A 22773-nucleotide genomic window follows, 5' to 3' on the forward strand; every position below is an offset into this window, starting at 1 on the left:
CCTTGGTCGGGATAGCGGGATTCGAACCCACGACCTCCTCGTCCCGAACGAGGCGCGCTACCAAGCTGCGCTATATCCCGTGACCAGGAACTACTATAGCGAGGGGAACGCGATCTGAAAAATCGGGAAGGGCCGCTGCACGAGAATGAAAGGTATGTCTCATTGGCACTGACAGCCGAAAGCATCACCACCACTGCGTTGAGCATCCTTTCGCAGTACGGTCTGGGCGATCTGTCCATGCGCCGACTCGCCCGCGAACTCGACGTTCAGCCTTCTGCGCTGTACTGGCACGTCAAGGACAAGCAGTCACTGCTCATCCTCATTTCGCGTTCGCTCAAAGCCGAAGTCGATACTCTCTGTCCCGCCACCATCGATCCACTCGCCGCCGCGATGTCACTTCGCGAGGTGCTGCTGAAATACCGTGACGGTGCCGAGATCGTGCTGCTCGGCTATTCGATCGCCCCAACGGATGTCACTCCGCAGGCGCTGACGACCGATCGGCTGGGAGCCGAACTCTCTCATGGAATCCTCACGCTCACTCTCGGTTCCGTGGCCGTCGAACAGAACCGCAGACTCTTCGACGTCGACCCCGCCGATGCAGCAGAGAACTTCGCAGCCAATGCGGCGCGGCTGCTGCGATCCTCCCGGTCACAGATCTGATCCTCACCGTGACCACCGGCGCTCCCGTTTCGCTGCTCACCCTCGGGTATGGCATACTGATCAAGCGCTGTCGCAGTCGTCGACGACGCAGGTGGGGCCTATAGCTCAGTTGGCTAGAGCATCTCGTTTACACCGAGAGGGTCGGGGGTTCGAGTCCCTCTGGGCCCACCGTGAAGGCATCCTGTGAGCACGGGGTGCCTTTTCCATATTTCGCCCCGAATCTCGCCGAGGCGGGGCTGGCGCTGAATCGAAATCCGCCGAGGCGGGGTCGGAGTCGCAGACCGGCCCCGGAGTCGAATACCAGGACCGGAGTCGATCACCCCTTGTCGATCTCCGTACGGATCGTGAGCAGGAATGCCGCATCGGTCAGGGCTTCCACCGAGTGCTTCTGAGGGGGAATGGCGATGAGTTCTCCGGCGCTCAGTTCCCAGGTCTCATCGGCCGTCACCATCCGCACCTGACCTGTCACGACCTGCAACGTCGCTTCCGGTGGGGAATCATGTTCTGCGAGCTCGGCACCCGCTCGCATTGTGAGCAGGGCCTGCCGAAGATAGGTTCCGGTGAACACGCCCTTAGCGGCCCGCCCGCTGCGTACCCCGCGAGCCTTCTCCAGCAGCTCTGCGCTGAGACTCTCCAGGTTCTGTGCGGACGCCTGTTGGGTCATCGTGAATTCCTTCCTCAGTGGTGTACAGCTCGGAGGCTTGCTTCCTTCCTCAGCGTAATCTCGATTTCCCACTGTGGTGATAGTTTCGATGCGGAATCATCGAAGCGACTGAGAGGTATTGCTGTGGCAGACGAACCCGTCATCGACGTCCGGAACATACCGAAGCCGGAGCGGCATCCGCTCATCATCAAGGCGTATGAGGAACTCGAGGTCGGCACAGGCCTGATCCTCGTCAACGATCACGTACCCGAAGGCCTGCGTGTGGAGATGGTCCGCGAGTTCGCCGGTGCGGTCGGTTGGGAGCCGTTGCAGAGCACAGAGGGTGAAGCTCGGGTGCGCATCGTCCGTCGCGCCGGCACACCGGCCCCTCGCGTCGTCCTCGACGTCACCGAACTCAGCGATACCGCCGAGGACTCCGGATCCGTCTGGCAGCTGCCGACGCAGCGGCGTGACCTCGACGCGAATGTCATTGCCTTGGTCCCCGGCGGGGAGATCCGAGAACATACCGGTCCGTCTCTCGACGTCCTCATCCACGTCCTCGCCGGTGCAGGCATTCTTGAGACCGAAACGGGAACGATCGACCTGACCCCCGGCCAGCTCGTGTGGCTGCCCCGTAAGTCCCGCCGCCGATTCCTCGCCGACGCCGAGGCGGGACTGCAGTACTTCTCTGTCCACCAGCGCAAACAGGGGCTGAGTATCACCGCCCGCACCTGATCACGGACCCGTGATCATCAAACCGGAGTCATCCATCGGCTTCCCACCGGTGCCTGTGATCAGTCGGCCGGTTCCGGATCGTCGGGACGGGCCGCGGCGATGGCAATGAGTCGGCGCAGCACCGCCTCGTCGATGTTCTCCAAACGACGCACATAGACGCAGTCGGCACCCTCTGTGTACTTCCCGAGTTCCGGGAGCAGATACGCCGCCTCGGGCAGGTCCTTGAGTCCGTACAGCGAGAGTTGACTCTTGCGAGGGGAGAACCCTGTCGCGGGCCACTCGCCGTGGTTGCGCGGGTTCACCGGGGATCGATAGTGATAGCGGCCGTAGCCGACGATCGAGGGACCCCACATCACGGGTTCTTCGCCGGTGACCTCGCGGAAGATCGAGTCGAGGGCGAGTCCGTCCTCGCGGCGCTTCTCGGGAGTCACCGAATCGAGGTAGGCGGCGACATCGGCGTCGGTCGGCTGGGTCTTGTTCTCTGCCATGAGGACAGTATGGCAGTTCAGGGCACCTCTGGGATCATTCCTCGGGAATCCAAGCGGAGCCGTCTTCGACACGATAGATGAGGTTCGTGCGTGTATGGGCCACGGCAGGATACCGAGTGAGATAGTCGAGGACGAAGGACTGCACGGCCGCGGTGTCTGTGGCGACGATGTGGAGCAGGTAGTCGTCGGCTCCGGCCATATGGTACATCCGCACCACCCCCGGGAACTTCGGCGCGGCCGCAGTGAACGCGTCGATCTCGGTCCGATCATGCTTGGCCAACCGAATCGAAATGAGCGCCTGCAGGCCGACTCCCAACGCCGTCGGATCGACGTCGATATGGAAGCCGCGGATGACACCGAGCGATCTCAGTCGTTTGAGACGCAGGGACACCGTCGATTCCGAGATGCCGACGGCCGCGGCCAGAACCGCGCCCGATGCGCGTGCATCGGCATTGAGCTCCTGCAGGAGGCGAAGATCGGTGCCATCGAGTGAGACATTCTGCGACATGAGTCACAGTCTCCCATACCTCATCGCAGATTCTCCTGGAGAGCATCGAATACCTGCAGGTCATTGCGCATTCGTTGCGCACGTCGGGAGAACTGGATTGAATACGCTTATGACATCTATGCACCCTGAGACCCGAATGGTCCACGGCGGGATGGACGGTCTCGCAGACGAAGGCGTCCACGTTCCCGCAATCGACCTCTCCACCACCAACCCGGTCAACGATGTCCGCACGGGAGGAGATTCCTATGAGAGCCTCGCTGGAGGCCATGCTCTGAAAGAGGGGGACTCTCCTGTCTACCAGCGGCTCTGGCAGCCCGGTGTGGCACGATTCGAGTCCGCGCTCGCCGAACTGGAGAACGCCGAATCCGCCGTCGCCTTCGCCACTGGAATGGCAGCCATGACCGCTGCGCTCCTCGCCGCGGTCGAGGCTGGCACTCCTCATATCGTCGCCGTTCGCCCACTCTACGGAGGAAGCGATCACCTGCTCGAGTCAGGACTGCTCGGCACCTCGGTGACCTGGGCGAAAGAAGACGAGATCGCCTCGGCGATCCGAGAGGACACCGGCCTCGTCATCATCGAGACTCCGGCCAACCCGAGCCTCGACCTCGTGGACATCGGCGCCGTCGTCGCAGCGGCAGGAGACGTGCCGGTACTGGTCGACAATACCTTCTGCACCCCAGTGCTCCAGCGTCCGCTCGACCATGGGGCAGCTCTCGTGCTGCACAGTGCCACGAAGTACCTCGGCGGTCATGGCGACGCGATGGGCGGGATCATCGCGACGAACAGCGACTGGACGATGCGTCTGCGTCGGGTCCGCGCCATCACCGGAGGGTTGCTGCACCCGATGGGCGCCTATCTCCTGCACCGCGGACTTCGCACGCTGGCAGTGCGGATGCGCGCCGCCCAGGACACCGCAGGCGAACTCGCCCGGCGCCTCCAGACACGCCCCGAGATCGCCAGTGTCCACTACCCCGGTCTCGCCGACTCCGATCCGCGCGGGCTCGTCGGTTCGCAGATGCACGGCGGCGGCGCGATGATCGCCATCGAACTCGCCGGAGGGTTCGAAGCGGCCCGGACCTTCGTCGAACACTGCGATCTCATCGTGCACGCTGTCTCCCTCGGCGGTGCCGATACGCTCATCCAGCACCCGGCCTCGCTCACGCATCGGCCCGTGGCGGCCACCGCGAAACCCGGTGACGGCCTCGTCCGCCTGTCGGTCGGGCTCGAACATGTCGACGACCTCGCCCGAGACCTGTTCACGGCACTCGACGCCATTCGCGACGCTGCCTGAGTCGGAGTTCCGAGACAGCGTCAGAACTTTCTCCTCGTGTCGATCAATCCGGCTCTTGACCTTGACGCTGCGTCAACTTCTAAGCTGTCAGACATGGACTGGTCCATTCAGGAAATCGCACGGCTGACGGGAACGACGAGCCGAACCCTGCGTCATTATGACGCCATCGGTCTGCTGCCGCCGACCTCGATCGCCGCCAACGGCTATCGCTGCTACGACGAAGCGGCTCTGGTGCGCCTCCAGCGCATCCTGCTGCTCAAGGAGCTGGGTCTGCCGTTGACGACGATCGCGGAGGTGCTCGATCGGAGAGACGATCCGGTCGAGGCGCTGTCGCAGCACCTGGTCTCGCTCGGACGCGAGAGAGACAGGCTCGACCGACAGCTCGCCGCCGTCGCCGTCACCATCACACGACTGGAAGCAGGTGAGCCGCTCATGGCTGAAGAGATGTTCGATGGTTTCGACCATCGCGAACACGAAGAGGAAGTGACCAGGCGCTGGGGTGCCGACGCCTACCGGCAAGGAGACGAGTGGTGGTCCAGCCGGTCGCCGGCCGAGAAACGGGAGTGGAAGGCCCGAGTCTCCGCTCTGTCCGAGGATTGGATCGCCGCCGCCGAGGCGGGGGCCCGGCCCGATTCGGACCGCTGCCAGGACCTCGCCCGACGCCATATCGAATGGCTGCGAGCAGTCCCGGGCACGCCCGCCGCTGATCCCGACGGAGACCTCGCAGGATACGTGCGCGGTCTCGGGCAGATGTATGTCGACGACCCGCGGTTCGGCGCGAACTACGGCGGAACCGCGGGAGCCGAACTCGTCAGGGATTCACTCGACCGCTGCCTCGAGGCCAACGGCCTCTGAGTCGATCTGAGTCGAGCAGCACCGGATCAGGACAGTTCGGAGAGCGCCTGTCGGATCTTCTCGGCAGGCGCCTCCAGCTGTTCCGGAGTCTGCATCGGAGCACGGTCAGAGATGTCGAAGTCATCCATCGACGTCGTCGGCAGGACGTGGATGTGCAGGTGCGGAACCTCGTAGCCGACGATGAGGAGGCCGATGCGGTCGCAGTCGAATGCTCGCTTCTGTGCTTCGCCGATCGATTTCGCCACCGCGGTGAGATGAGCGAGAAGGTCCGCATCGGCGTCGATCCAGTGAGAGATCTCGTCGCGCGGGACGACCATGACATGGCCCTCGGTCATCGGAGCGACATCGAGGAATGCGACGCACTTGTCATCCTGATGGACGAAGGTGCCGGGGATCTCTCCGTTGATGATCTTCGTGAACAGCGTGGCCATAAGGTGTCCTCCTCAACAGGCGCCGAAGGTGCCGTCGATCGGCTCTTCGGCGGGGGCTCGATTCTCAGAGGCTGGAAAGGGCTACGGCGAAATCCTCGGAGAAATCCCGAGTCTCGGTACGGGCGACCTTCCTGCCACTCACGATCGTACCCGCAGGTGAGATGACGAAGACTCCTCGTTCGGCGACTCCGTGGACTTGATCGAAGGCGCCGAACGCGCGAGCCGCTTCACCATGGGGCCAGAAATCCGATGCGAGAGTGACGTCTACTCCCGTCTGCCGGGCCCACGCCGCCAAAGTGTACTTGGAGTCGGTTGAGACGACCACGACGTCAACGGCCCGGGAACCCTTTCGCATCCGTTCCTGCCACTTGTCGAGAGCGGCGAGTTCGTCTCCGCAGATCGGAGAGAAGGCGAACGGAACGAATGCGAGCACGCGAGCGGTACGTGGGGCCGCCTCGGTGAGGGTGATGACCGACCCGAGATGATCGGGAAGGGTGAGATCCGGGGCCCGGTCACCGGGCCGCAGGATCATGAATAGTTCTTCTTGCCCACGAGCCGGAATCCGGCCCAGTCATCGGCGGCGCTGACCGTAGAGGTCACATGCATTCCGGCGGTGGGCGCCGCTTCGGAGATGTCGGCCGGGCTGATGTGTCCCGGACGGTTCGCCTTCGGGCTGAGCAGCCACACGACTCCGCCCTCCTTCAATGTGGTCTGGGCGTCGACGAGACCGTCGACGAGGTCATCGTCGTCCGACCGCCACCACATCAGGATCACGTCGTAGACGTCATCCTCTTCGCCATCGGCGATCTTGTCTCCGATGATGTTCTCGATCGCCTCGCAGAGTGCCTGATCGACGTCGTCGTCATAGCCGACCTCTTGCACATAGTCGCCCTTTTTCAAGCCGAGGTTGTGTCCCAGCTCGTTTGCGAGGGTCGAAGTGGAGGATGTCCTTTCAGAAGCGGAGTTGCTCATGCTCGTATTCTTCCGCCAACAGTGGTCAAGGTGCAAATAATCGGCGCGCCCGCGCGCGGCAAGCGCACTCAAACGGCACTCAATCAGCACACCCGACCGTGAACCTGTCGGCACAGTGTGCAGATGCGTCAGAGAGATCACAACTTCGCGGGAGCGCGAAGTTCGGCTGGGAGTACTAGGCTGACAGGTAGATCGGGTGGCCTCTGGGCTCAGACAACCTGCGGAGCACACACCATCCGATGGTCATGATCTCTACACCAAAGAAGATCGTGGAGCTGAAGAGAGGACCACATCGTGGACAATCGGAATCAGGGCGGGCCCATCCTCAACGGGCTGCCCAGCCAGGTGCCCGACATCGACCCGGAGGAGACCGCCGAATGGCTGGCCTCCCTCGATGGCCTCATCGACGAGGGCGGTCGGACTCGAGCACGCTATGTCATGCTGCGCATGCTCGAGCGCTCTCGCCAGAAGCAGATCGGCGTGCCCAGCCTCACCGCCACCGACTACGTCAACACCATCGGTCCGGAGAACGAACCCTGGTTCCCCGGAGACGAAGAGGTCGAACGCCGCTACCGTCGCTGGAACCGCTGGAATGCCGCCATGCTCGTCCACCGCGCTCAGCGTCCCGGGGTGGAGGTCGGCGGGCACATCTCCACCTACGCCTCCTCGGCGACCCTCTACGAGGTCGGCCTCAACCACTTCTTCCGCGGCAAGGACCATCCGGGCGGCGGCGACCACATCTTCTATCAGGGCCACGCCTCCCCCGGCATGTATGCCCGTGCCTATCTCGAGGGCCGGATGAGCGCCGAACAGCTCGACGGCTTCCGTCAGCAGCAGTCGCACTTCATCGACGGCAAGCCGCAGGGACTGCCGTCCTACCCTCACCCGCACCAGCTGCCCGACTTCTGGGAGCATCCGACGGTGTCGATGGGTCTGGGACCGATGAACGCGATCGCGCAGGCGCAGTTCGACAAGTACCTGCACAACCGTGGGATCAAGGACACCTCGCAGCAGCAGACCTGGGCCTTCCTCGGTGACGGCGAACTCGATGAGCCGGAGAGCCGCGGCATGCTCCACGTCGCTGCCTTCGAAGAGCTCGACAACCTCAACTTCGTCATCAACTGCAACCTGCAGCGTCTCGACGGACCCGTCCGCGGCAACGGCAAGATCATGCAGGAACTCGAGTCGTACTTCCGCGGTGCCGGCTGGAACGTCATCAAGGTCGTCTGGGGACGGGAATGGGACGCACTGCTGGCCAAGGACCGCGACGGCGCGCTCGTCAACCTTATGAATGCCACCCCCGACGGCGACTACCAGACCTACAAGGGTGAGTCCGGCGGCTTCGTGCGCGACAACTTCTTCGGCCGCGACCCGCGGACGAAGGCGATGGTCGAGGACTACAGCGACGAGCAGATCTGGAACCTCAAGCGCGGCGGGCATGACTACCGAAAGGTCTTCGCCGCCTACAAGGCCGCGATGGAGCACACCGGACAGCCCACCGTCATCCTCGTCAAGACGGTCAAGGGCTACTCGCTCGGACCGCACTTCGAGGCCCGCAACGCCACGCACCAGATGAAGAAGCTCACGGTCGACGATCTCAAGCTCGCCCGCGACCACTTCCAGATCCCGATCTCGGACAAGGAGCTCGAAGACAACCCGAAGCTGCCTCCGTACTACCACCCGGGCGTCGACGCACCCGAGATCAAGTACATGCAGGAGCGTCGCGCGGAGCTCGGCGGATACTCCCCCGAGCGTCGGTCGACTCATATCGATCTCAAACTGCCCTCGGACAAGGCCTACCAGGCCGGTCGTCGCGGATCGGGCAAGCAGGAGATCGCCACCACGATGGGCTTCGTGCGCGTGCTCAAGGACCTCATGCGGGAGAAGGAGTTCGGCCACCGGATCGTGCCGATCATCCCCGATGAGGCTCGCACCTTCGGCATGGACTCGTTCTTCCCGACGGCGAAGATCTACAACCCGCACGGACAGAACTACATCTCCGTCGACCGCGACCTGTTCCTCGCCTACAAGGAGGCGACGGACGGTCAGCTGCTCCACGTCGGCATCAACGAGGCTGGGGCGACCGCGGCGCTGACCGCGGTCGGCACCTCGTATGCCACGCACGGTGAGCCGATGATCCCGTTCTACATCTTCTACTCGATGTTCGGCTTCCAACGCACCGGTGACTTCTTCTGGGCCGCCGGTGACCAGATGGCTCGCGGCTTCGTCCTCGGCGCCACCGCGGGACGCACCACTCTGGTGGCCGAGGGCCTCCAGCACGGCGACGGACATTCGCACGTGCTGGCGTCGACCTATCCGTCCGTGGTCTCCTACGACCCGGCCTACAGCTATGAGATCGCGCATATCGTCAAGGACGGCATCCACCGGATGTACGATCCCGCCGATGAGCGAGATCCTGACGTGCTCTACTACATCACCATGTACAACGAGCCGATGGTCCAGCCGCCCGAACCGGAGGATCTCGACGTCGAAGGCGTGCTCAAGGGCCTCTATCTCCTGAAGAAGGGACCCGACAACGGAGGGCCGAAGGTTCAGCTGATGGCATCCGGCGTCGGTGTGCCGTGGGTGCTCGAGGCTCAGGAGCTGCTTGATCAGGACTGGGGCGTCTCGGCCGATGTGTGGTCGGTGACGTCGTGGACCGAGCTGCGCCGCGACGGACTCGACGCTGAGAACGAGCGTCTGAAGAACCCCGAGTCCGAACCGCGGATTCCATATGTCACCGAGAAGATGGCCGAGACCGAGGGCCCGATCATCGCGACCTCGGACTATATGCGAGCAGTGCCGGATCAGATCCGTCAGTACGTGCCCAGCCACTTCACCTCGCTGGGGACCGACGGATACGGAATCTCGGACACCCGTCCCGCGGCACGTCGCTACTACCTCGTCGATGGTCCTTCCGTGGTCACGCAGGCGCTCATCTCGCTGGCCGATACCGGGAAGATCTCGATCGACAAGGCCGCCGAGGCGGCTGAGAAGTACCAGCTCAACGATGTTCGTGCCGGCAACTCGGGTTCAACCGAGGGAGCAGGCGCCTGATCTCGCCCGCACGCTGAAAGCGAATATGGCCGGAGTCTCCAAGACTCCGGCCATATTTGTCGCCTTTTTCGACTCTTTGTATGTCGCTGACAACCGGATTGTTCTGATTCATCTAAACTCGTGCTCATGATGTCTGATGCCGAGACCCTGCGCCGTCGTGCCGAAACCGCCCGCAGACTGCGCGCCGGAGTCGGCGTCCTGTCATCGGTGACTCTGCAGCGGCTGGAGGCTCAGCTGCCCTGGTACCGCTCGATGTCGTCGTCAGACCGCTCCTGGGTGGGACTGCTTGCCCAATCGGGCATCTCCTCGTTCGTCGATTGGTACCGCAAGCCCGATACGAATCTGCGTGTGGTCTCCGACATCTTCAAAACCGCGCCACGCGACCTCATCCGGGCCATCAGCCTGCAGCAGACCCTGCAGCTGCTCAAGATCGTCGTCGAGGTCGTCGAGGAACGCGTTCCGGACATCGCTCGTCCCGTCGAGCAGCCTGCCCTGCGCGAGGCCGTGCTCATCTACTCCCGGGAGATCGCGTTCGCCGCGGCCGATGTCTACGCCCGGGCCGCAGAGGCCAGAGGCAGCTGGGACGCGCGACTCGAGGCGATGGTCGTCGACGCTCTCGTCCGCGGAGACTCCGTCGACGAGCTCGCCAGCCGGACCGCCGCCTTCGGCTGGCAGTCAGAGGGCCCCGTGTGCGTCATCGTCGGCCGCGCCCCGCAGCGCTCGGCGAAGAAGGGATTGGACGGCATCCGCCGTAAGGCCAGTCGGTGGGCCGATGACGCGCTTGTGGGCATCCACGACAATCGTCTGCTCATCGTCCTCGGCGGAGTGACGGAACTCGACGATGCCGTCGAGGACCTCTCGGACTGCTTCGGACCCTCCGAAGTCATCGTCGGACCGGCAGTGCCGGGACTTGCCGAAGCGGCCACCTCGGCGAAGGCGGCGATCCGCGCGCTCAAGGCCGCGACCGCCCGCCCCGACTCCCCCCGCCCGGTCAAAGCCGATGATCTGCTGCCCGAACGCGCTCTGTCCGGGGATCAGATCGCCCTGTCCGAACTTATCGAACGCTATTACGAACCGCTGACCTCGGGAACGGGCCAGCTGCTGAAGACCGTGAGCGCCTATGTCGAATTCGGGTCCTCTCTCGAAGCCACGGCCAAGGCACTGTCAGTGCACCCGAATACTGTGCGCTACCGACTCCGGAAGATCACCGACGCCATCGGGCTCGATCCGACGACCTCGCGTGATGCCTTCGTCATCCACATCGCCTTGGTGTATGGGCGACTGTCCGAGGACGGCGTATTGTCGAACAGCGACAAATCTCACCGAGATCGGTCCAGTGTCCATTAGATTGAACAACGGAACCCAACGAAAAGAGAACTGAGTGCTTGCAATCACCTGTCCGGGCCAGGGAGCCCAGAAGACCGGTTTCCTGAGTTCGTTCCTCGAACTCGACACCTTCTCGGCACAGATCGACGAACTCTCGACAGCCTCGGGAATCGATCTGCGTCTGCACGGAACCGAATCCGATGACGAGACGATCAAGGACACCGCGGTGGCACAGCCTCTGCTCGTCGCCTCCGCCATCGCCTGCGCCGCCGAGCTCGGCGTCAGCCCTGCCGTCGTCGCCGGCCACTCCGTGGGTGAGATCGCGGCCGCACAGATCGCAGGCATCTTCACCCCGGCCGACGCCATGGCCTTCGTCAAGGTCCGTGCCGATGGAATGGCCGCCGCTGCCGCCGCCACTCCGACCGGCATGTCCGCCGTGGTCGGCGGCCAGCCCGAGGATGTTCTCGCCGCGATCGAGGCCGCCGGGGCCAGCCCCGCCAATGTCAACGGTGGGGGCCAGACCGTGGCCGCCGGCTCTCTCGAGGCGCTCGAGACCCTGGCCGAGAACCCGCCGGAGCGGGCTCGGGTCATCCCGCTGGCAGTGGCCGGCGCCTTCCACACCGAGTTCATGGCTGCCGCCACCGCCGATCTCGCTGCCGCCGCCTCGGCGATGGAGGTCTCCGACCCTGCCGTCTCGATCCTCAGCAACGCCGACGGCACTGCGGTCGAGGCCGGTCGCGAGTATGTCGACCGCCTGGTCAAGCAGGTCACGAACCCGGTGCGCTGGGATCTGTGCCAGGAGGCGCTGCTGAACTCCGGTGTGACCGGAATGATCGAACTCGTCCCCGGTGGAACGCTGACCGGAATCGCTCGACGCGCCATGAAGGGCGTCGAGACATTCGCCATCAAATCGGCCGCCGACCTCGACGGCGCGCGTGAGTTCGCGGCAGCCCACGCCTGAGAATCGAAAGAAGACGCCATGCCTACACTCAAGACTGCCGAACTCGGCACTTTCTCCCGCATTGCCGGAATCGGTGCTTACCGTGCGGAGAACCTCGTCACCAATGACGATATCGCCGGACCCATCAACTCCTCCGACGAATGGATCCGTCAGCGCACGGGCATCGTCACCCGCCGTCGTGCCAGCAAAGACGTCGGCGTCCTCGACATGTCCGAGGAAGCCGCGCTCGAGGCGATCGCCTCGGCGGGGCTGAAGCCGGAGGACATCGGCGGCATCATCATCTCGACCGTCACGTTCGAGTACTTCACACCCTCAGCGGCTGCGGCACTGACCGCACGGCTGGGGACCGGGCCGATCCCGGCATGGGACATCAGCGCGGCGTGTGCCGGCTACTGCTACGGCATCTCCCAGGCCGACGCGCTGGTGCGTGCAGGCACGCTCGACAATGTCCTCGTCATCGGAGCCGAAAAGCTCTCCGAGGTCATCGACCCCGAGGACCGTTCGATCTCGTTCATCCTCGGTGATGGCGCCGGCGCGGTCGTCGTGTCCTCCGCCGACGAACCCGGCATCTCGAAGACGGTGTGGGGCTCGAAGGGCGAGAACTGGTCGACCATCCGGATGACGGATTCCCTCTACGACATCCGCGACGACCGCGAACTGCCCTTCCCGACCCTGCGCCAGGACGGGCCGACCGTCTTCCGCTGGGCCGTGTGGGACGGCGCCGAGGTGGCCAAGGAGGCTCTCGCTGCTTCCGGCATCGAGGCCGAGGATCTCGCTGCCTTCATCCCGCACCAGGCGAACATGCGCATCATCGACGAGCTCGCCAAGCAGCTGAAGCTCCCCGAGTCCGTTGTCATCGCACGTGACATCGCCGACAACGGGAACACCTCGGCGGCGTCGATCCCGCTGGCCACCGAACGGCTCCTGCGGGAACAGCCCGAACTCAGCGGCGGTCTCGCCCTGCAGATGGGCTTCGGCGCGGGCCTCGTCTACGGTGCTCAGGTCGTGCGCCTGCCCTGAGACACACCCATTCACGGAAAACTCTCCGTGAATGTCCTAAGATATTCGGCGGGACACTCGTCGAAAAGTTCCTCAAACGGTCGAAAAACCCTCGACCGAAATCAGAAAGTAGGAAAGAAATGGCATTCACCGAAGCTGAAGTCCTCGCTGGGCTGGCAGAGATCGTCAACGAAGAGACCGGCCTGGCTGTCGAAGCAGTCGAAGCCGACAAGTCGTTCACCGACGACCTCGACATCGACTCCATCTCGATGATGACCATCGTCGTCAACGCTGAGAAGAAGTTCGGCGTGAAGATCCCCGATGACGACGTCAAGGACCTCGTCACCGTTCAGGACGCTGTCGACTACATCAACAAGGCTCAGGAAGCCTGACACACAGCAGCCGAACACGGCCCGTCCACAGACGGGCCGTGTCCACACTATCGACGAGGTTTGTACCATGACATCTAAAGTTGTCGTCACCGGAATCGGTGCGGTAACCCCCTTGGGCGCGACTGTCGATGCCACTTGGGAAGCCATTCTGGCCGGTCAGTCCGGCGTCCACACAATGGACAACGATTGGTCAGAGAAGTACGGCCTCGCCGTGGACTTCGCAGCGCAGGTCGACCCACAGGTCGTGCCCGACAATCTCAAACGGGTCCAGGCCAAACGCCTCGATCCTTCGAGCCAGTTCGCTCTCATCTCTGCTCGTGAAGCCATGGCCGATGCCGGTCTCGAGGAGACCGATCCGGAACGCACCGCCGTCTCCTGGGCCACCGGAATCGGCGGAGTCTGGACTCTGCTCGACGCCTGGGACACCCTGCAGGAGGAAGGCCCGCGCCGGGTCATGCCCCTGACGGTTCCCATGCTCATGCCCAACGGACCTGCGGCCGCCATCGGCATGGAATTCAAGGCTCGTGCCGGCGTGCAGACCCTGGTCTCCGCCTGCGCCTCATCGACCGAGAGCCTCGGCCACGCCTATGATGTTCTCGCTTCGGGCAAGGCCGACATCATCATCGCCGGCGGTTCGGAAGCAGCGATCCACCCGATCACTCTTGCCGCGTTCAATTCGATGCAGGCGCTGTCGCGTCGCACGGATTCGCCCGAGACCGCTTCGCGTCCCTATGACGTCGACCGCGACGGCTTCGTTATGGGCGAAGGTGCGGGCACGCTCATCCTCGAGACCGAGGAGCATGCGAAGGCTCGTGGAGCGAAGATCTACGCCGAGGTGGCCAGCTGGGGCATCTCGAACGACGCCTACCACATCACCGGTGGAGAGCCGGAGGGCAAGCACGCGCTGGCCGCCATGCAGCAGGCACTCGACGCCGGCGGGCTGACCGCCGCTGAGATCAAGCACGTCAATGCGCATGCCACGTCGACTCCTGTCGGAGACATCCCGGAATCGCTGGCCATCAGCGAACTCCTCGGTGACAACGTCTCCGATGCACTGGTCTCGGCCACGAAGTCGATGACCGGACACCTCCTCGGAGGTACGGGTGCCGTGGAGGCGATCCTCACGGTCAAGGCGCTGCAGACTCGCACCGCTCCCCCGACCATCAACGTCGACGAAGTCGACCCGAAGGTCAAGGGGATCAACATCGTCCGTGACACGCCTGCGGATCTGCCTGCCGGCGATATCGCAGCGATCACGAACTCGTTCGGCTTCGGCGGTCACAACGCCGTCGTCGCGTTCCGCTCAGTCTGAAGTTCTGAGCGAACTCAGACAGCTCTACGGCCCACTCTGAGTCGAAAAACACGGTTTTGAAACTGTGCTTTCCGACTGACTCAGAGTGGGCCGTTTCCATTTGGGCGCAAGACGCACTATACGCCTGGGAAGGTAGTTTGCGCTGAGCAATCTGCTCAAGGTGCCCAGGAGAGTGGTCTGTGCAGAGCCTCCTGCATAAGCGCGCAGGCACGATAGCGTGCGAAATGGGCACACCCGAGGTAGGAGGGTGTGCCCATCTGCATTTGTGAACGCCCGAACTCTCGCAGCTGAGTGCAGTTCGGCGGTGAAGGGAGCGGCTCAGCCGACCTTCGTCAGCCAGCGCACCGGTGCGCCTTCTCCTGCGTGACGGAACGCGTCGAGTTCCTCGTCCCAGGCTTCGCCGAGAGCGGTCGCCATCTCCGAGGAGAACTTCGCAGGGTCACCGGCAGCGCGCTCCATCACGGAGCGGATGCGGTCTTCAGGGACGAGGATGTTGCCGGCCGTATCGGTGACGGCGTGGTAGATGCCCAGATCGGGTGTGTGGCTCCATCGACCGCCGTCGACTCCGGCCGAGGGCTCCTCGGTGACTTCATAGCGGAGTGAATCCCAGCCGCGCAGTGCGGATGCGATGCGAGCTCCGGAGCCTGCGGGCGCGCGCCAGCAGACTTCCGCGCGCACGAGCCCTGGTGCTGCCGGCTGGGGTGTCCAGTCGAAGCGTGCCTGTGCGCCGATGGCCCCGCCCGCTGCCCACTCGATGTGAGGGCACAGCGCACGAGGTGCTGAGTGGACGAAGAGTACGCCCTGAGTCATATCCATTTCTGCCTCCTACCTCGGATACGTCTTCCCCTACGATCCGAAAGGAGGTGCTGACCACATAATAGTCGATGTTCGTCGTACAGCCAAGCATCAAAGATGCTGGTGGCGTCGGGTGTCTGTGCCGAGCGGATGACCGGCCATAGGCTGGCGTCATGACCGAGGAGCAGATGACCGACGAACGACCGCCGCGGACTATCCGCATGTTCCCCGACTATGCATGTTCGGTGCTGTGGATCCGCGATCCCATCGACTGTCGGAAATCAGGGCTGTCCTCTGGCCTCGTCGCGGAGCTGCAGGTGTGGAGCAGTCCTACTATGACTCGCTCAACGATGAGATCGACTGGGTATCCGATGCGGCAGCGCGCGCATTCACCGAGGAGGGCGTTCGTCTGGCACGAGTGGTCTCTGCCGAAGTGGGCCCGCAATTCGTCGTCGAGATCTCTTCATCCGATGACGACACCGGGGCAATGCGAATACGGGCCGAGCATTCCGCCGAGAACCCGAAGGCGGAGGCCTCTTTCACACACCTGTTCGACGAGGCGGAGGCAGACGACCGCAGAATTGCCGAACTCGTCAGGAACGATCCGGGCGGAGAGTGGACTGCCCACGCTCCTTTGTCCGAACCGGTTCGATGGTTCGTGGTGCCCCCGGTCGGACTTGAACCGACGGCCAAGGAATTATGAGTTCCCTGCTCTAACCAGCTGAGCTACGGGGGCCAGCCGAGACAACATTAGCACCATCGGAGCCCGCTTCCCCATTCGCATCACACGTGCGTTCAGCGGAGTCGGGACACCCGGACTCGCGCCGCTCAGGCCCGCAGCTTCGCTGTTGCGGTGAGGGGTGCGACGCGAGTCAGAACGCTGCGTGCGGCGTCGACGCAGGTGTAGCGGTCGGTCGTGATGTAGACATCGAAGACGGTCTGTCCGTCGCTGCCCGGATCGTTGCGCTTCGACGCTGCAACCATGCCCGACCAGTCCGGCCCGACCACGACGACGCCGTGCTCATTGCGGATGGGATCGGATGCGTCGACGAGTCCGGTGCGCACTCCGGGAATCGGCGGTCCGTCGAAGCCGCCGGAGAACATCGCCGTCAGCCCCACGGTGTCCCGGATCTTCTCATAACGGAGTCGTGTCGCCTCGGAGAAGTCGTCGTCCTCTCCGAACACTCCGAGGGTGATGGTCGCGGTTCCCGATGCCAGAGCACGCTCTTCCAAGGCGGCGATCTGCGCGACGAGAAGTTCGCGGTTCATCACCAGAGGCTCGCGGCGCAGTCCCTGCGAGATCGAATACGGGGTGCCCAGTGCAGGCAGATTGCGGGAGTAGTGAGATACGAGGGCGTCCTCGTTCGGCTCGGAGAACGCCTGCGGCTGCTTCGTGGCCTCACCGAAGTAGGGCCCGGACATGTACCGCGCCCCGAGCGCACGCACACGGTCCAGATCCTCTTCGGTCTCGACACCGTCGGCGAGGATGACCGCACCGGTGCGTTCGAGATGGGCGTGGAGAAGACGGTTGAGTTCGGCCAGATGGGAGTCGCAGTCGATGCGCAGAACGTCCGGGTGGAGTCCGACCACCGAAGGATTGACCAGCGGGACGAAGGCAGTGCTGCGCAGATCGGCCCCCACAGAAGACATGCCCACTCCCCAGCCCATGGCGCGTGCCGACCGCACCGAGCGCAGCACTGAGGCCGGGGACGAGGCGACCCGGGTGGCGTCGAGCTGGAGGATGACCGAGCGGTCGGGTTCTCCGGTGCGATCCTCGAGGGTCGCAAAAGACTCAGCTTCGGCATGGAGGAACAGGCGGTTCGACTTCGGCAGTCCGGCTCCTTCTGCCGTGCGCAGCGCGGAGTCACGCAGAGAGGCGTCGATATCACCCGTGATCGTCGAGGCGCGCATGGCGTGACGCAGGTTCTCCGACTCGGCACGACCCAGCTCCGGGGAACCCGTGGGAGCCTGCAGAATCTGGTGGCCGACCCGCTGGAAGGTCAGTGCGTCGACGACGGGGGCGAAATAGGTTTCTATCCCGCCCGAGCGCACGAGTTCCTCGAGCCCCAGCTCGTCATCGGGTACGGCCTCGACCACTGTGTTTCCTTCCATGGGCTGATGTGCGTTCACAGTCTTCCACATTCGGACACAGCGGATTGTCTAAAATCCGTAACATTATTGCGCTGACAGCTGACGATTGCCTGACTCGGCCGGGCGCGGCGCGAGCGGCACTCAAGCCCGGCGGGGGCCGCCTCGGCGAACCTCGATGAGACCGACGATACCGGCGAGGATGACGATGACGGCGATCGCGACGAACGCTCCCATCATCCCCCAATGCCAATTGCTCGCCGCGGTGATCGAGAACGCCAGCGCGGTCATGATCGCCAGCCCCATCGAAGTGCCGATGCGCTGCCCGGTCTGGAGCACTCCTCCCGAGGACCCGGCGTACCTCAGGGGGACCTCCTGCAGGGTGAGAGTCTGATTGGGGCTGATGACCATGCCCTGCGCGGTGCCGATGAACGCCAGGGTCAGCAGCATCCACCACTCGCTTCCGATGCCCTGGGACAGCAGCGCGACGACGGCGATCGTGGCCACCAGACCGACGAGGCACAGCGCGATCCCCCAGACAACGAGGCGGCGCCCGATCTGGAAAACGAACCGTCCGGACACATCGGCTGAGACCGCCGAGCACAGCGCGGCCGGCAGACCGATCATTCCCGCGGCCAAGGCGGTGTGTCCCAGCCCCTGCTGCATGTACATGGCTACGAGGACCCAGACGCTGGTGACGCCGAGGAAGTAGAGGGCGATGATGATCGCACCGTTGCTGAAGCTGCGGATGCGGAAGAGATCGAGATCGACCATCGGGGGACGGCCCAGACGCGCGTACCGACGTTCCCACCGGGCCCACACCCAGATCATGCCGATGCCGATCGGCAGGGACAGCCAGATGAACCAGCCCAGCGATGATTCGACGAAGGGCAGGAGGATCAGGAGGACGCCGATGCCGAGGAGGATGACCCCCACGGGGTCGAGATCCTTGCCGCCGTCGGAGTTCTTCGCGTCCTGGTCGACGGCAGGTCGCCATGCGCCGGCAGGCAGCCAGGCCCGGGCGAGGATGAGGGAGGCGATGGCGAAGGGAACATTGACCAGGAAGGTCGCTCTCCAGCCGAGGTCGCTGCCGAACAGTGCGATGAGGGCACCGCCCAGCACAGGGCCGATGGCCACCGACAGACCGACGGTGGTGCCCATCAGCCCGAATGCACGACCGCGCGGCGGCCCCTGGAAGTACTGCTGCAGCAGGCCCACGACCTGCGGATTGAGGAATCCGGAGCCCAGCCCCATGGTCACTCGGGAGATGTTGAGCGTCAGCGGATCAGGGGCGATTCCGGCCACCAGCGAGGACAGCCCGAACAGACCGACTCCGATGGCGAACAGCTGTCCGCGTCCGAAGACGTCTCCGGCACGTCCGGCGGCGACGAGGACCACGCCGAAGGACAGCGCATAACCGGTGAGCACCCATTGCAGCGCCGAAGTGGAGGCGTCGATATCAGCAGCGATCGAGGGCAGGACGACGTTGATGCTGGACACCGACAGCAGGGACATGAAGAGGGGAACGAGGCCGATGAGGAGGATGCGCTTCTGCGTCTGCGTCATCTTCGTGCTCTCGCTCACGCGGCCCCCTCATTTTCATCGTCTCTGCCTCGCCTCATCCTACGTTCATGCAGTCCGGTTCGACCCCGCGTCTCAGCATTATCCGGCAGGAGCCCAGCCCAGGGCCGGCGCGACGTGCTGGGCAAAGGACTCGAGGATGTGCAGGTTGTAGTCGACGCCGAGCTGACTGGGGATGGTGAGCATGAGGGTGTCGGCCGCCGCGATCGCCGGGTCGGACTTGAGCTCGTCGATCAGCTGGTCCGGTTCACCCGCGTAGGCACGGCCGAACGTCGAGCGTGTGTCGTCGATGATGCCGATCTGATCCCCTTGGCCGGCCCCACGCCGACCGAAGTAGAGGTCGTCGAGGTCGGTGGTGATCGGGAAGATGCTGCGGCTGACGGACACTCTCGGAGTCCATTCGTGACCAGCGGCGCTCCACGCCTGACGGTACCTGGCGATCTGCTCGCCCTGCAGGTCTCCGAATGCGGCGCCGGTCGCCTCGGTGAGCAGAGTCGAACTCATCAGGTTGACACCCTGCTGTGCCGCCCATTCGGCGGTGGATGCGGATCCAGCTCCCCACCAGATGCGGCGTTCAAGGCCAGGGGAATGCGGTTCGATGCGCAGACGCTTCCCCGGACCGAACTGCTGCGGATCCGCCGGGGCAAGTTCCTCGCCGCGGATGGCCCGGAGGAACCGATCGAACTTCTCCCTGGCCATGTTCGCGGCCTTCGGCTCGGTGGGATCCTCGTAGCCGAAGGCTTCCCAACCGCGCAGGGCCGGCTCCGGGGATCCGCGACTGATGCCCAGCGCCACTCGCTGGTCGGAGAGCAGATCGAGGGCGGCGGCCTCCTCGGCGAGGTAGAGCGGGTTCTCATATCTCATGTCGATGACCCCGGTACCGACCTCGATGTTGCTGGTCTTCGCGGCGATCGTCGACAGCAGCGGAATGGGAGAGGCCGCCTGGGTCGCGAAATGGTGGACTCGGAAGTAGGCACCGTTGACGCCGAGCTCGTCGGCACCGACGGAGATCTCCACCGCATCGCGCAGCATCCGCCCAGCGTCGAGGTCGCCAGCGTTGTCGTAGTGACCGAAACTGAGGAATCCGAAAGACTTCATGCCAGTTGAACCCGCCGCGTGCAGAGCCTATTCCCCGTCCACGTCGACGACACAGAGCGCAATGTCGGCAACGACGAAGGCCCCGTCCTCACGGACGGGACCTTGGCTGCTCCCCCGGCTGGGCTCGAACCAGCGACCCTTCGATTAACAGTCGAATGCTCTGCCAACTGAGCTACGGAGGAATGCCGCAGTTTCCTGCGGACGTGTGTTCCAGCTTAGCAAATCTCCTGGCCGGCGAACAAAACCGTGACGAGTGCTTTAGCTCACAGCATTGAGGGTGCTTCGGCCACAGCGCTGAGGGTTTCCCCACCCGTCGCCGCAGGGTTGCCTTACAGTCAGGACAAACACAGTCTGCGGCCATCTCCGCCGCCGCCCCGCGCGATAGACTCGAAGCGATCCGCTCCCCACCTCCACACCGTCGATACCGGAAGACTCATCGTGACCATAGTGGCAATCGCCCTCGCCGTCCTCGCGGCCGTGGCACTGGCCTATGGCGCCTTGTATCAGCACGATGCGGTCGCCGGGCAGAATGACTCCCACAACGGACTCAGCTGGGCCCATTTCACCGAGCTGCTGCGCAATCGTCGGTGGCTGCTCGGGCTGATCATCCTCGGAGTGGGAACGACGGGCAATTTCGTGGCCCTGGCGCTGGCTCCGGTGATGGTCGTGCAGCCGATCGGAGCATTCTCACTCATCGTCTCGGTGCTGCTCGGTGTCCGCCACCGCGGGCTCAAGGTCAACAGGCGACTCGTTCAGTCAGTCGTCTGGTGTACCGCCGGGGTGACGCTCTTCGTCGCGCTCTCGGCGACGACGGCACAGTCGGAGGTCCACCTCGGAGCCGATGCGATGCCGCTGTTCTGGATCACCGCCGTCGCCGTGGCGGTCGGGCTGGTGATCGTGGTGGTCTTCCGCCACGCCCCTCAGCTCGTGCTCATCATCGCCGCCGGCCTGCTGTTCGCCTGTGTGGCGACGAACGCTCACCTTGTCAGCGTCCAGTTCCTCCAGGCCGGACTCGACCAGGTCACCTGGATCAATGTCGCGGCGCTGCTGGCGGCCGTGGCCCTGGGGTCCCTGTTCGTCCAGAATTCCTATGCCGCGGGCCCCCCGGAGATGGTCATCGCCGGTCTCACCGTCATCGACCCGATCGGTGCCGTCATCCTCGGCACCGTCGTCCTCGGCGAGGCGGCCCACTCCCCCGTCTGGCTCATCATCCTCATCTCGCTCACCGGAGTGGTCGCCTGCGCAGCCGTCGTTGTATTGTCGCGGTATCATCCCGATGTCAGAGATCGAGAAGCTCAGCGCAGGAACGCCCGCCGTTCCGACACCATGACCGACACCGAGGAGAGCTGAATCCTGTCTGCGCACCGTCCCACCCCGAAACGCCGCATCCTCATCCCGGCGGAGACGTACGCCCCCGAAGTCAACGGTGCCGCGAAATTCGCCGAACGGTTGGCCGAAGGTCTCGCCGCACGTGGCAACGACGTCCACGTCGCCTGCCCCTCGGCCACGGGCAAACCCTCGGTCAGTGTCGAGAACGGGGTCACCGTCCACCGACTCACCGCTCACAGGTGGCCCCTGCACCCGACGTGGATGATCTGCATGCCGTGGGAGACGAGGCCCGAGCTCTCGCGGCTCCTCGACAGCGTCCGCCCCGATGTCGTGCATACTCAGGCGCACTTCGTCATCGGCCGCTATGCGTTCTCCGAATCGATCAGGCGCGGAATCCCTGTCGTGGCCACGAACCACTTCATGCCCGACAATGTCCGCCCCTATCTCAAAGCTCCGAAGGCCGTTCTCGACGGCGGCACCGCCATCGCCTGGTGGGATCTGCGCCGGAAGTTCCAGTCCGCCGATTTCATCACGGTTCCGACGCAGCTGGCCGCCGATCTGCTCACCGAGAACGGGTTCTCCTCGCCCATCAGGGCAGTGTCCTGCGGGATCGATCTGGAACGCTTTGCTCATCTGCGCGAACTCGACTGCGCCGCGTCGCGGGCCGTTCCCCCACGTGTTCTCTTCGTCGGTCGGCTCTCCTCGGAGAAGCACGCCGCCGACATCGTCGAGGCTGTGGCGAAGACCGATCCCGCGCTCGGGCTCGAAGCCGACATCGCCGGCGGCGGTGACCAGGAGGAGCCGCTGAAGCAGCTGGCTGCCGAACTCGGCATCGCCGATCGAGTGCATGTGCTCGGGAAGATCAGTGACAAGGCGCTCATGGAGGCCTACCAGCGCTGCACCTTCTTCTGCATGCCGTCGACCGCTGAGCTGCAGTCCATCGCCACGCTGGAGGCACTGGCGTCGCGCAAACCTGTGGTCCTCGCCGATGCTGTGGCCCTGCCGCACCTCGTCCGCGACGAAGTCAACGGGTACCTGTTTCCGCCGCGCGACACGGATGCGCTGGCGGATCGCTTCACCCGCATCTGCCGAATGCCCGATGATGAACTCGATGCCATGTCGAAGGCGTCGCTCGATGTCGTGGCCAAACACGATATCGAATACACCCTCGACACCTTCGAAGCGATCTACGACGACGTCATCCGAGACGCCGTCGACTCGTCCGCAGCCTGATGAAGCATCGGCCTGACGA

At 64.2% G+C, this 22773-nt stretch carries 23 protein-coding genes and 4 tRNA genes; 13 read left to right on the forward strand and 14 right to left on the reverse strand.

What is annotated here, in order from left to right:
* Positions 1 to 3: 3 nt before the first annotated feature.
* A tRNA-Pro gene (locus ACSBQT_RS00320) sits at positions 4 to 80 on the reverse strand.
* Positions 81 to 162: 82 nt separating this feature from the next.
* Here ACSBQT_RS00320 and ACSBQT_RS00325 point away from each other — a divergent pair.
* Together ACSBQT_RS00325 and ACSBQT_RS00330 are read left to right on the forward strand one after the other, a co-directional pair.
* Positions 163 to 660 carry a TetR family transcriptional regulator gene (locus ACSBQT_RS00325; protein ID WP_410710048.1) on the forward strand — a complete coding sequence of 166 codons (498 nt, stop codon included), beginning with the start codon at positions 163 to 165 and terminating at the stop codon, positions 658 to 660.
* Positions 661 to 754: 94 nt separating this feature from the next.
* Positions 755 to 828, forward strand: a tRNA-Val gene (locus tag ACSBQT_RS00330).
* A gap of 148 nt (positions 829 to 976) precedes the next feature.
* Here ACSBQT_RS00330 and ACSBQT_RS00335 read toward each other — a convergent pair.
* Positions 977 to 1324 (reverse strand): cupin domain-containing protein, encoded by a 348-nt coding sequence (locus ACSBQT_RS00335; RefSeq protein ID WP_410710049.1) that lies wholly within the window; start codon positions 1322 to 1324, stop codon positions 977 to 979.
* A gap of 123 nt (positions 1325 to 1447) precedes the next feature.
* Between ACSBQT_RS00335 and ACSBQT_RS00340 the strand changes: the two genes are divergently transcribed.
* Positions 1448 to 2038, forward strand: coding sequence for a DUF2249 domain-containing protein (locus ACSBQT_RS00340; protein WP_410710050.1), 591 nt, complete (start codon positions 1448 to 1450; stop codon positions 2036 to 2038).
* Positions 2039 to 2097: 59 nt separating this feature from the next.
* Here ACSBQT_RS00340 and ACSBQT_RS00345 read toward each other — a convergent pair whose 3' ends face one another.
* Together ACSBQT_RS00345 and ACSBQT_RS00350 are read right to left on the reverse strand one after the other, a co-directional pair.
* Positions 2098 to 2526: a DUF1801 domain-containing protein gene (locus ACSBQT_RS00345; RefSeq protein ID WP_410710051.1), complete on the reverse strand. Its 429-nt coding sequence runs from the start codon at positions 2524 to 2526 to the stop codon at positions 2098 to 2100.
* Between the two features lie 34 nt (positions 2527 to 2560).
* Positions 2561 to 3034, reverse strand: coding sequence for an Lrp/AsnC family transcriptional regulator (locus ACSBQT_RS00350; RefSeq protein ID WP_101554022.1), 474 nt, complete (start codon positions 3032 to 3034; stop codon positions 2561 to 2563).
* Positions 3035 to 3143: 109 nt separating this feature from the next.
* On the opposite strand from ACSBQT_RS00350, the gene ACSBQT_RS00355 reads away from it, so the two are divergent.
* Positions 3144 to 4325, forward strand: a complete 1182-nt coding sequence (locus ACSBQT_RS00355; protein ID WP_410710052.1) for a trans-sulfuration enzyme family protein — start codon at positions 3144 to 3146, stop codon at positions 4323 to 4325.
* Between the two features lie 93 nt (positions 4326 to 4418).
* Positions 4419 to 5180, forward strand: a complete 762-nt coding sequence (locus ACSBQT_RS00360; protein ID WP_410710053.1) for a MerR family transcriptional regulator — start codon at positions 4419 to 4421, stop codon at positions 5178 to 5180.
* Positions 5181 to 5206: 26 nt separating this feature from the next.
* Here ACSBQT_RS00360 and ACSBQT_RS00365 read toward each other — a convergent pair whose 3' ends face one another.
* The 3 genes from ACSBQT_RS00365 to ACSBQT_RS00375 all read right to left on the reverse strand — a co-directional run bounded on the left by ACSBQT_RS00365 (position 5207) and on the right by ACSBQT_RS00375 (position 6583).
* Entirely contained in the window at positions 5207 to 5611 is a 405-nt protein-coding gene (locus tag ACSBQT_RS00365; RefSeq protein ID WP_410710054.1) for an HIT family protein, read from the reverse strand.
* A gap of 64 nt (positions 5612 to 5675) precedes the next feature.
* Positions 5676 to 6143, reverse strand: coding sequence for a redoxin domain-containing protein (locus ACSBQT_RS00370; RefSeq protein ID WP_410710055.1), 468 nt, complete (start codon positions 6141 to 6143; stop codon positions 5676 to 5678).
* Entirely contained in the window at positions 6140 to 6583 is a 444-nt protein-coding gene (locus ACSBQT_RS00375; RefSeq protein WP_139467151.1) for a DUF3052 domain-containing protein, read from the reverse strand. Before ACSBQT_RS00375 ends, ACSBQT_RS00370 begins: the two co-directional genes overlap by 4 nt.
* A gap of 294 nt (positions 6584 to 6877) precedes the next feature.
* On the opposite strand from ACSBQT_RS00375, the gene aceE reads away from it, so the two are divergent.
* The 6 genes from aceE to ACSBQT_RS00405 all read left to right on the forward strand — a co-directional run bounded on the left by aceE (position 6878) and on the right by ACSBQT_RS00405 (position 14630).
* The gene (gene aceE, locus ACSBQT_RS00380) at positions 6878 to 9640 is read left to right on the forward strand and encodes a pyruvate dehydrogenase (acetyl-transferring), homodimeric type (RefSeq protein ID WP_410710056.1); all 2763 of its coding nucleotides are present in this window, start codon (positions 6878 to 6880) and stop codon (positions 9638 to 9640) included.
* A 126-nt stretch (positions 9641 to 9766) separates the two neighbouring features.
* On the forward strand, positions 9767 to 10987 hold the full coding sequence (locus ACSBQT_RS00385; protein WP_410710057.1) for a PucR family transcriptional regulator: 1221 nt from the start codon (positions 9767 to 9769) through the stop codon (positions 10985 to 10987).
* 34 nt (positions 10988 to 11021) lie between these two features.
* The gene (locus tag ACSBQT_RS00390) at positions 11022 to 11927 is read left to right on the forward strand and encodes an ACP S-malonyltransferase (RefSeq protein WP_410710058.1); all 906 of its coding nucleotides are present in this window, start codon (positions 11022 to 11024) and stop codon (positions 11925 to 11927) included.
* A gap of 18 nt (positions 11928 to 11945) precedes the next feature.
* Positions 11946 to 12947 carry a beta-ketoacyl-ACP synthase III gene (locus ACSBQT_RS00395; protein WP_410710059.1) on the forward strand — a complete coding sequence of 334 codons (1002 nt, stop codon included), beginning with the start codon at positions 11946 to 11948 and terminating at the stop codon, positions 12945 to 12947.
* A gap of 119 nt (positions 12948 to 13066) precedes the next feature.
* On the forward strand, positions 13067 to 13318 hold the full coding sequence (locus tag ACSBQT_RS00400) for an acyl carrier protein (RefSeq protein WP_025776743.1): 252 nt from the start codon (positions 13067 to 13069) through the stop codon (positions 13316 to 13318).
* Positions 13319 to 13385: 67 nt separating this feature from the next.
* A complete protein-coding gene (locus tag ACSBQT_RS00405; RefSeq protein ID WP_410710060.1) occupies positions 13386 to 14630 on the forward strand; it encodes a beta-ketoacyl-[acyl-carrier-protein] synthase family protein in 1245 nt (414 codons plus the stop codon).
* Between the two features lie 318 nt (positions 14631 to 14948).
* Here ACSBQT_RS00405 and ACSBQT_RS00410 read toward each other — a convergent pair whose 3' ends face one another.
* The 7 genes from ACSBQT_RS00410 to ACSBQT_RS00440 all read right to left on the reverse strand — a co-directional run bounded on the left by ACSBQT_RS00410 (position 14949) and on the right by ACSBQT_RS00440 (position 20374).
* Positions 14949 to 15440 (reverse strand): DUF3145 domain-containing protein, encoded by a 492-nt coding sequence (locus tag ACSBQT_RS00410; RefSeq protein WP_101546746.1) that lies wholly within the window; start codon positions 15438 to 15440, stop codon positions 14949 to 14951.
* A gap of 448 nt (positions 15441 to 15888) precedes the next feature.
* Positions 15889 to 16053 (reverse strand): hypothetical protein, encoded by a 165-nt coding sequence (locus tag ACSBQT_RS00415; protein WP_410710061.1) that lies wholly within the window; start codon positions 16051 to 16053, stop codon positions 15889 to 15891.
* Between the two features lie 31 nt (positions 16054 to 16084).
* Positions 16085 to 16161: transfer RNA gene (locus ACSBQT_RS00420), tRNA-Ile, on the reverse strand.
* 92 nt (positions 16162 to 16253) lie between these two features.
* Positions 16254 to 17522 carry an EAL domain-containing protein gene (locus ACSBQT_RS00425; protein WP_435000564.1) on the reverse strand — a complete coding sequence of 423 codons (1269 nt, stop codon included), beginning with the start codon at positions 17520 to 17522 and terminating at the stop codon, positions 16254 to 16256.
* A 135-nt stretch (positions 17523 to 17657) separates the two neighbouring features.
* On the reverse strand, positions 17658 to 19079 hold the full coding sequence (locus ACSBQT_RS00430) for an MFS transporter (protein WP_410710496.1): 1422 nt from the start codon (positions 19077 to 19079) through the stop codon (positions 17658 to 17660).
* Positions 19080 to 19175: 96 nt separating this feature from the next.
* A complete protein-coding gene (locus ACSBQT_RS00435; RefSeq protein ID WP_410710063.1) occupies positions 19176 to 20192 on the reverse strand; it encodes an LLM class flavin-dependent oxidoreductase in 1017 nt (338 codons plus the stop codon).
* A 109-nt stretch (positions 20193 to 20301) separates the two neighbouring features.
* Positions 20302 to 20374, reverse strand: a tRNA-Asn gene (locus tag ACSBQT_RS00440).
* Between the two features lie 256 nt (positions 20375 to 20630).
* On the opposite strand from ACSBQT_RS00440, the gene ACSBQT_RS00445 reads away from it, so the two are divergent.
* Positions 20631 to 21542, forward strand: a complete 912-nt coding sequence (locus ACSBQT_RS00445) for a DMT family transporter (RefSeq protein ID WP_410710064.1) — start codon at positions 20631 to 20633, stop codon at positions 21540 to 21542.
* Positions 21543 to 21584: 42 nt separating this feature from the next.
* Positions 21585 to 22754 carry a glycosyltransferase gene (locus ACSBQT_RS00450; protein ID WP_410710497.1) on the forward strand — a complete coding sequence of 390 codons (1170 nt, stop codon included), beginning with the start codon at positions 21585 to 21587 and terminating at the stop codon, positions 22752 to 22754.
* Positions 22755 to 22773 lie beyond the last annotated feature (19 nt).

It is taken from the genome of Brevibacterium sp. H602 (assembly GCF_051172395.1).
Taxonomy (GTDB): domain Bacteria; phylum Actinomycetota; class Actinomycetes; order Actinomycetales; family Brevibacteriaceae; genus Brevibacterium.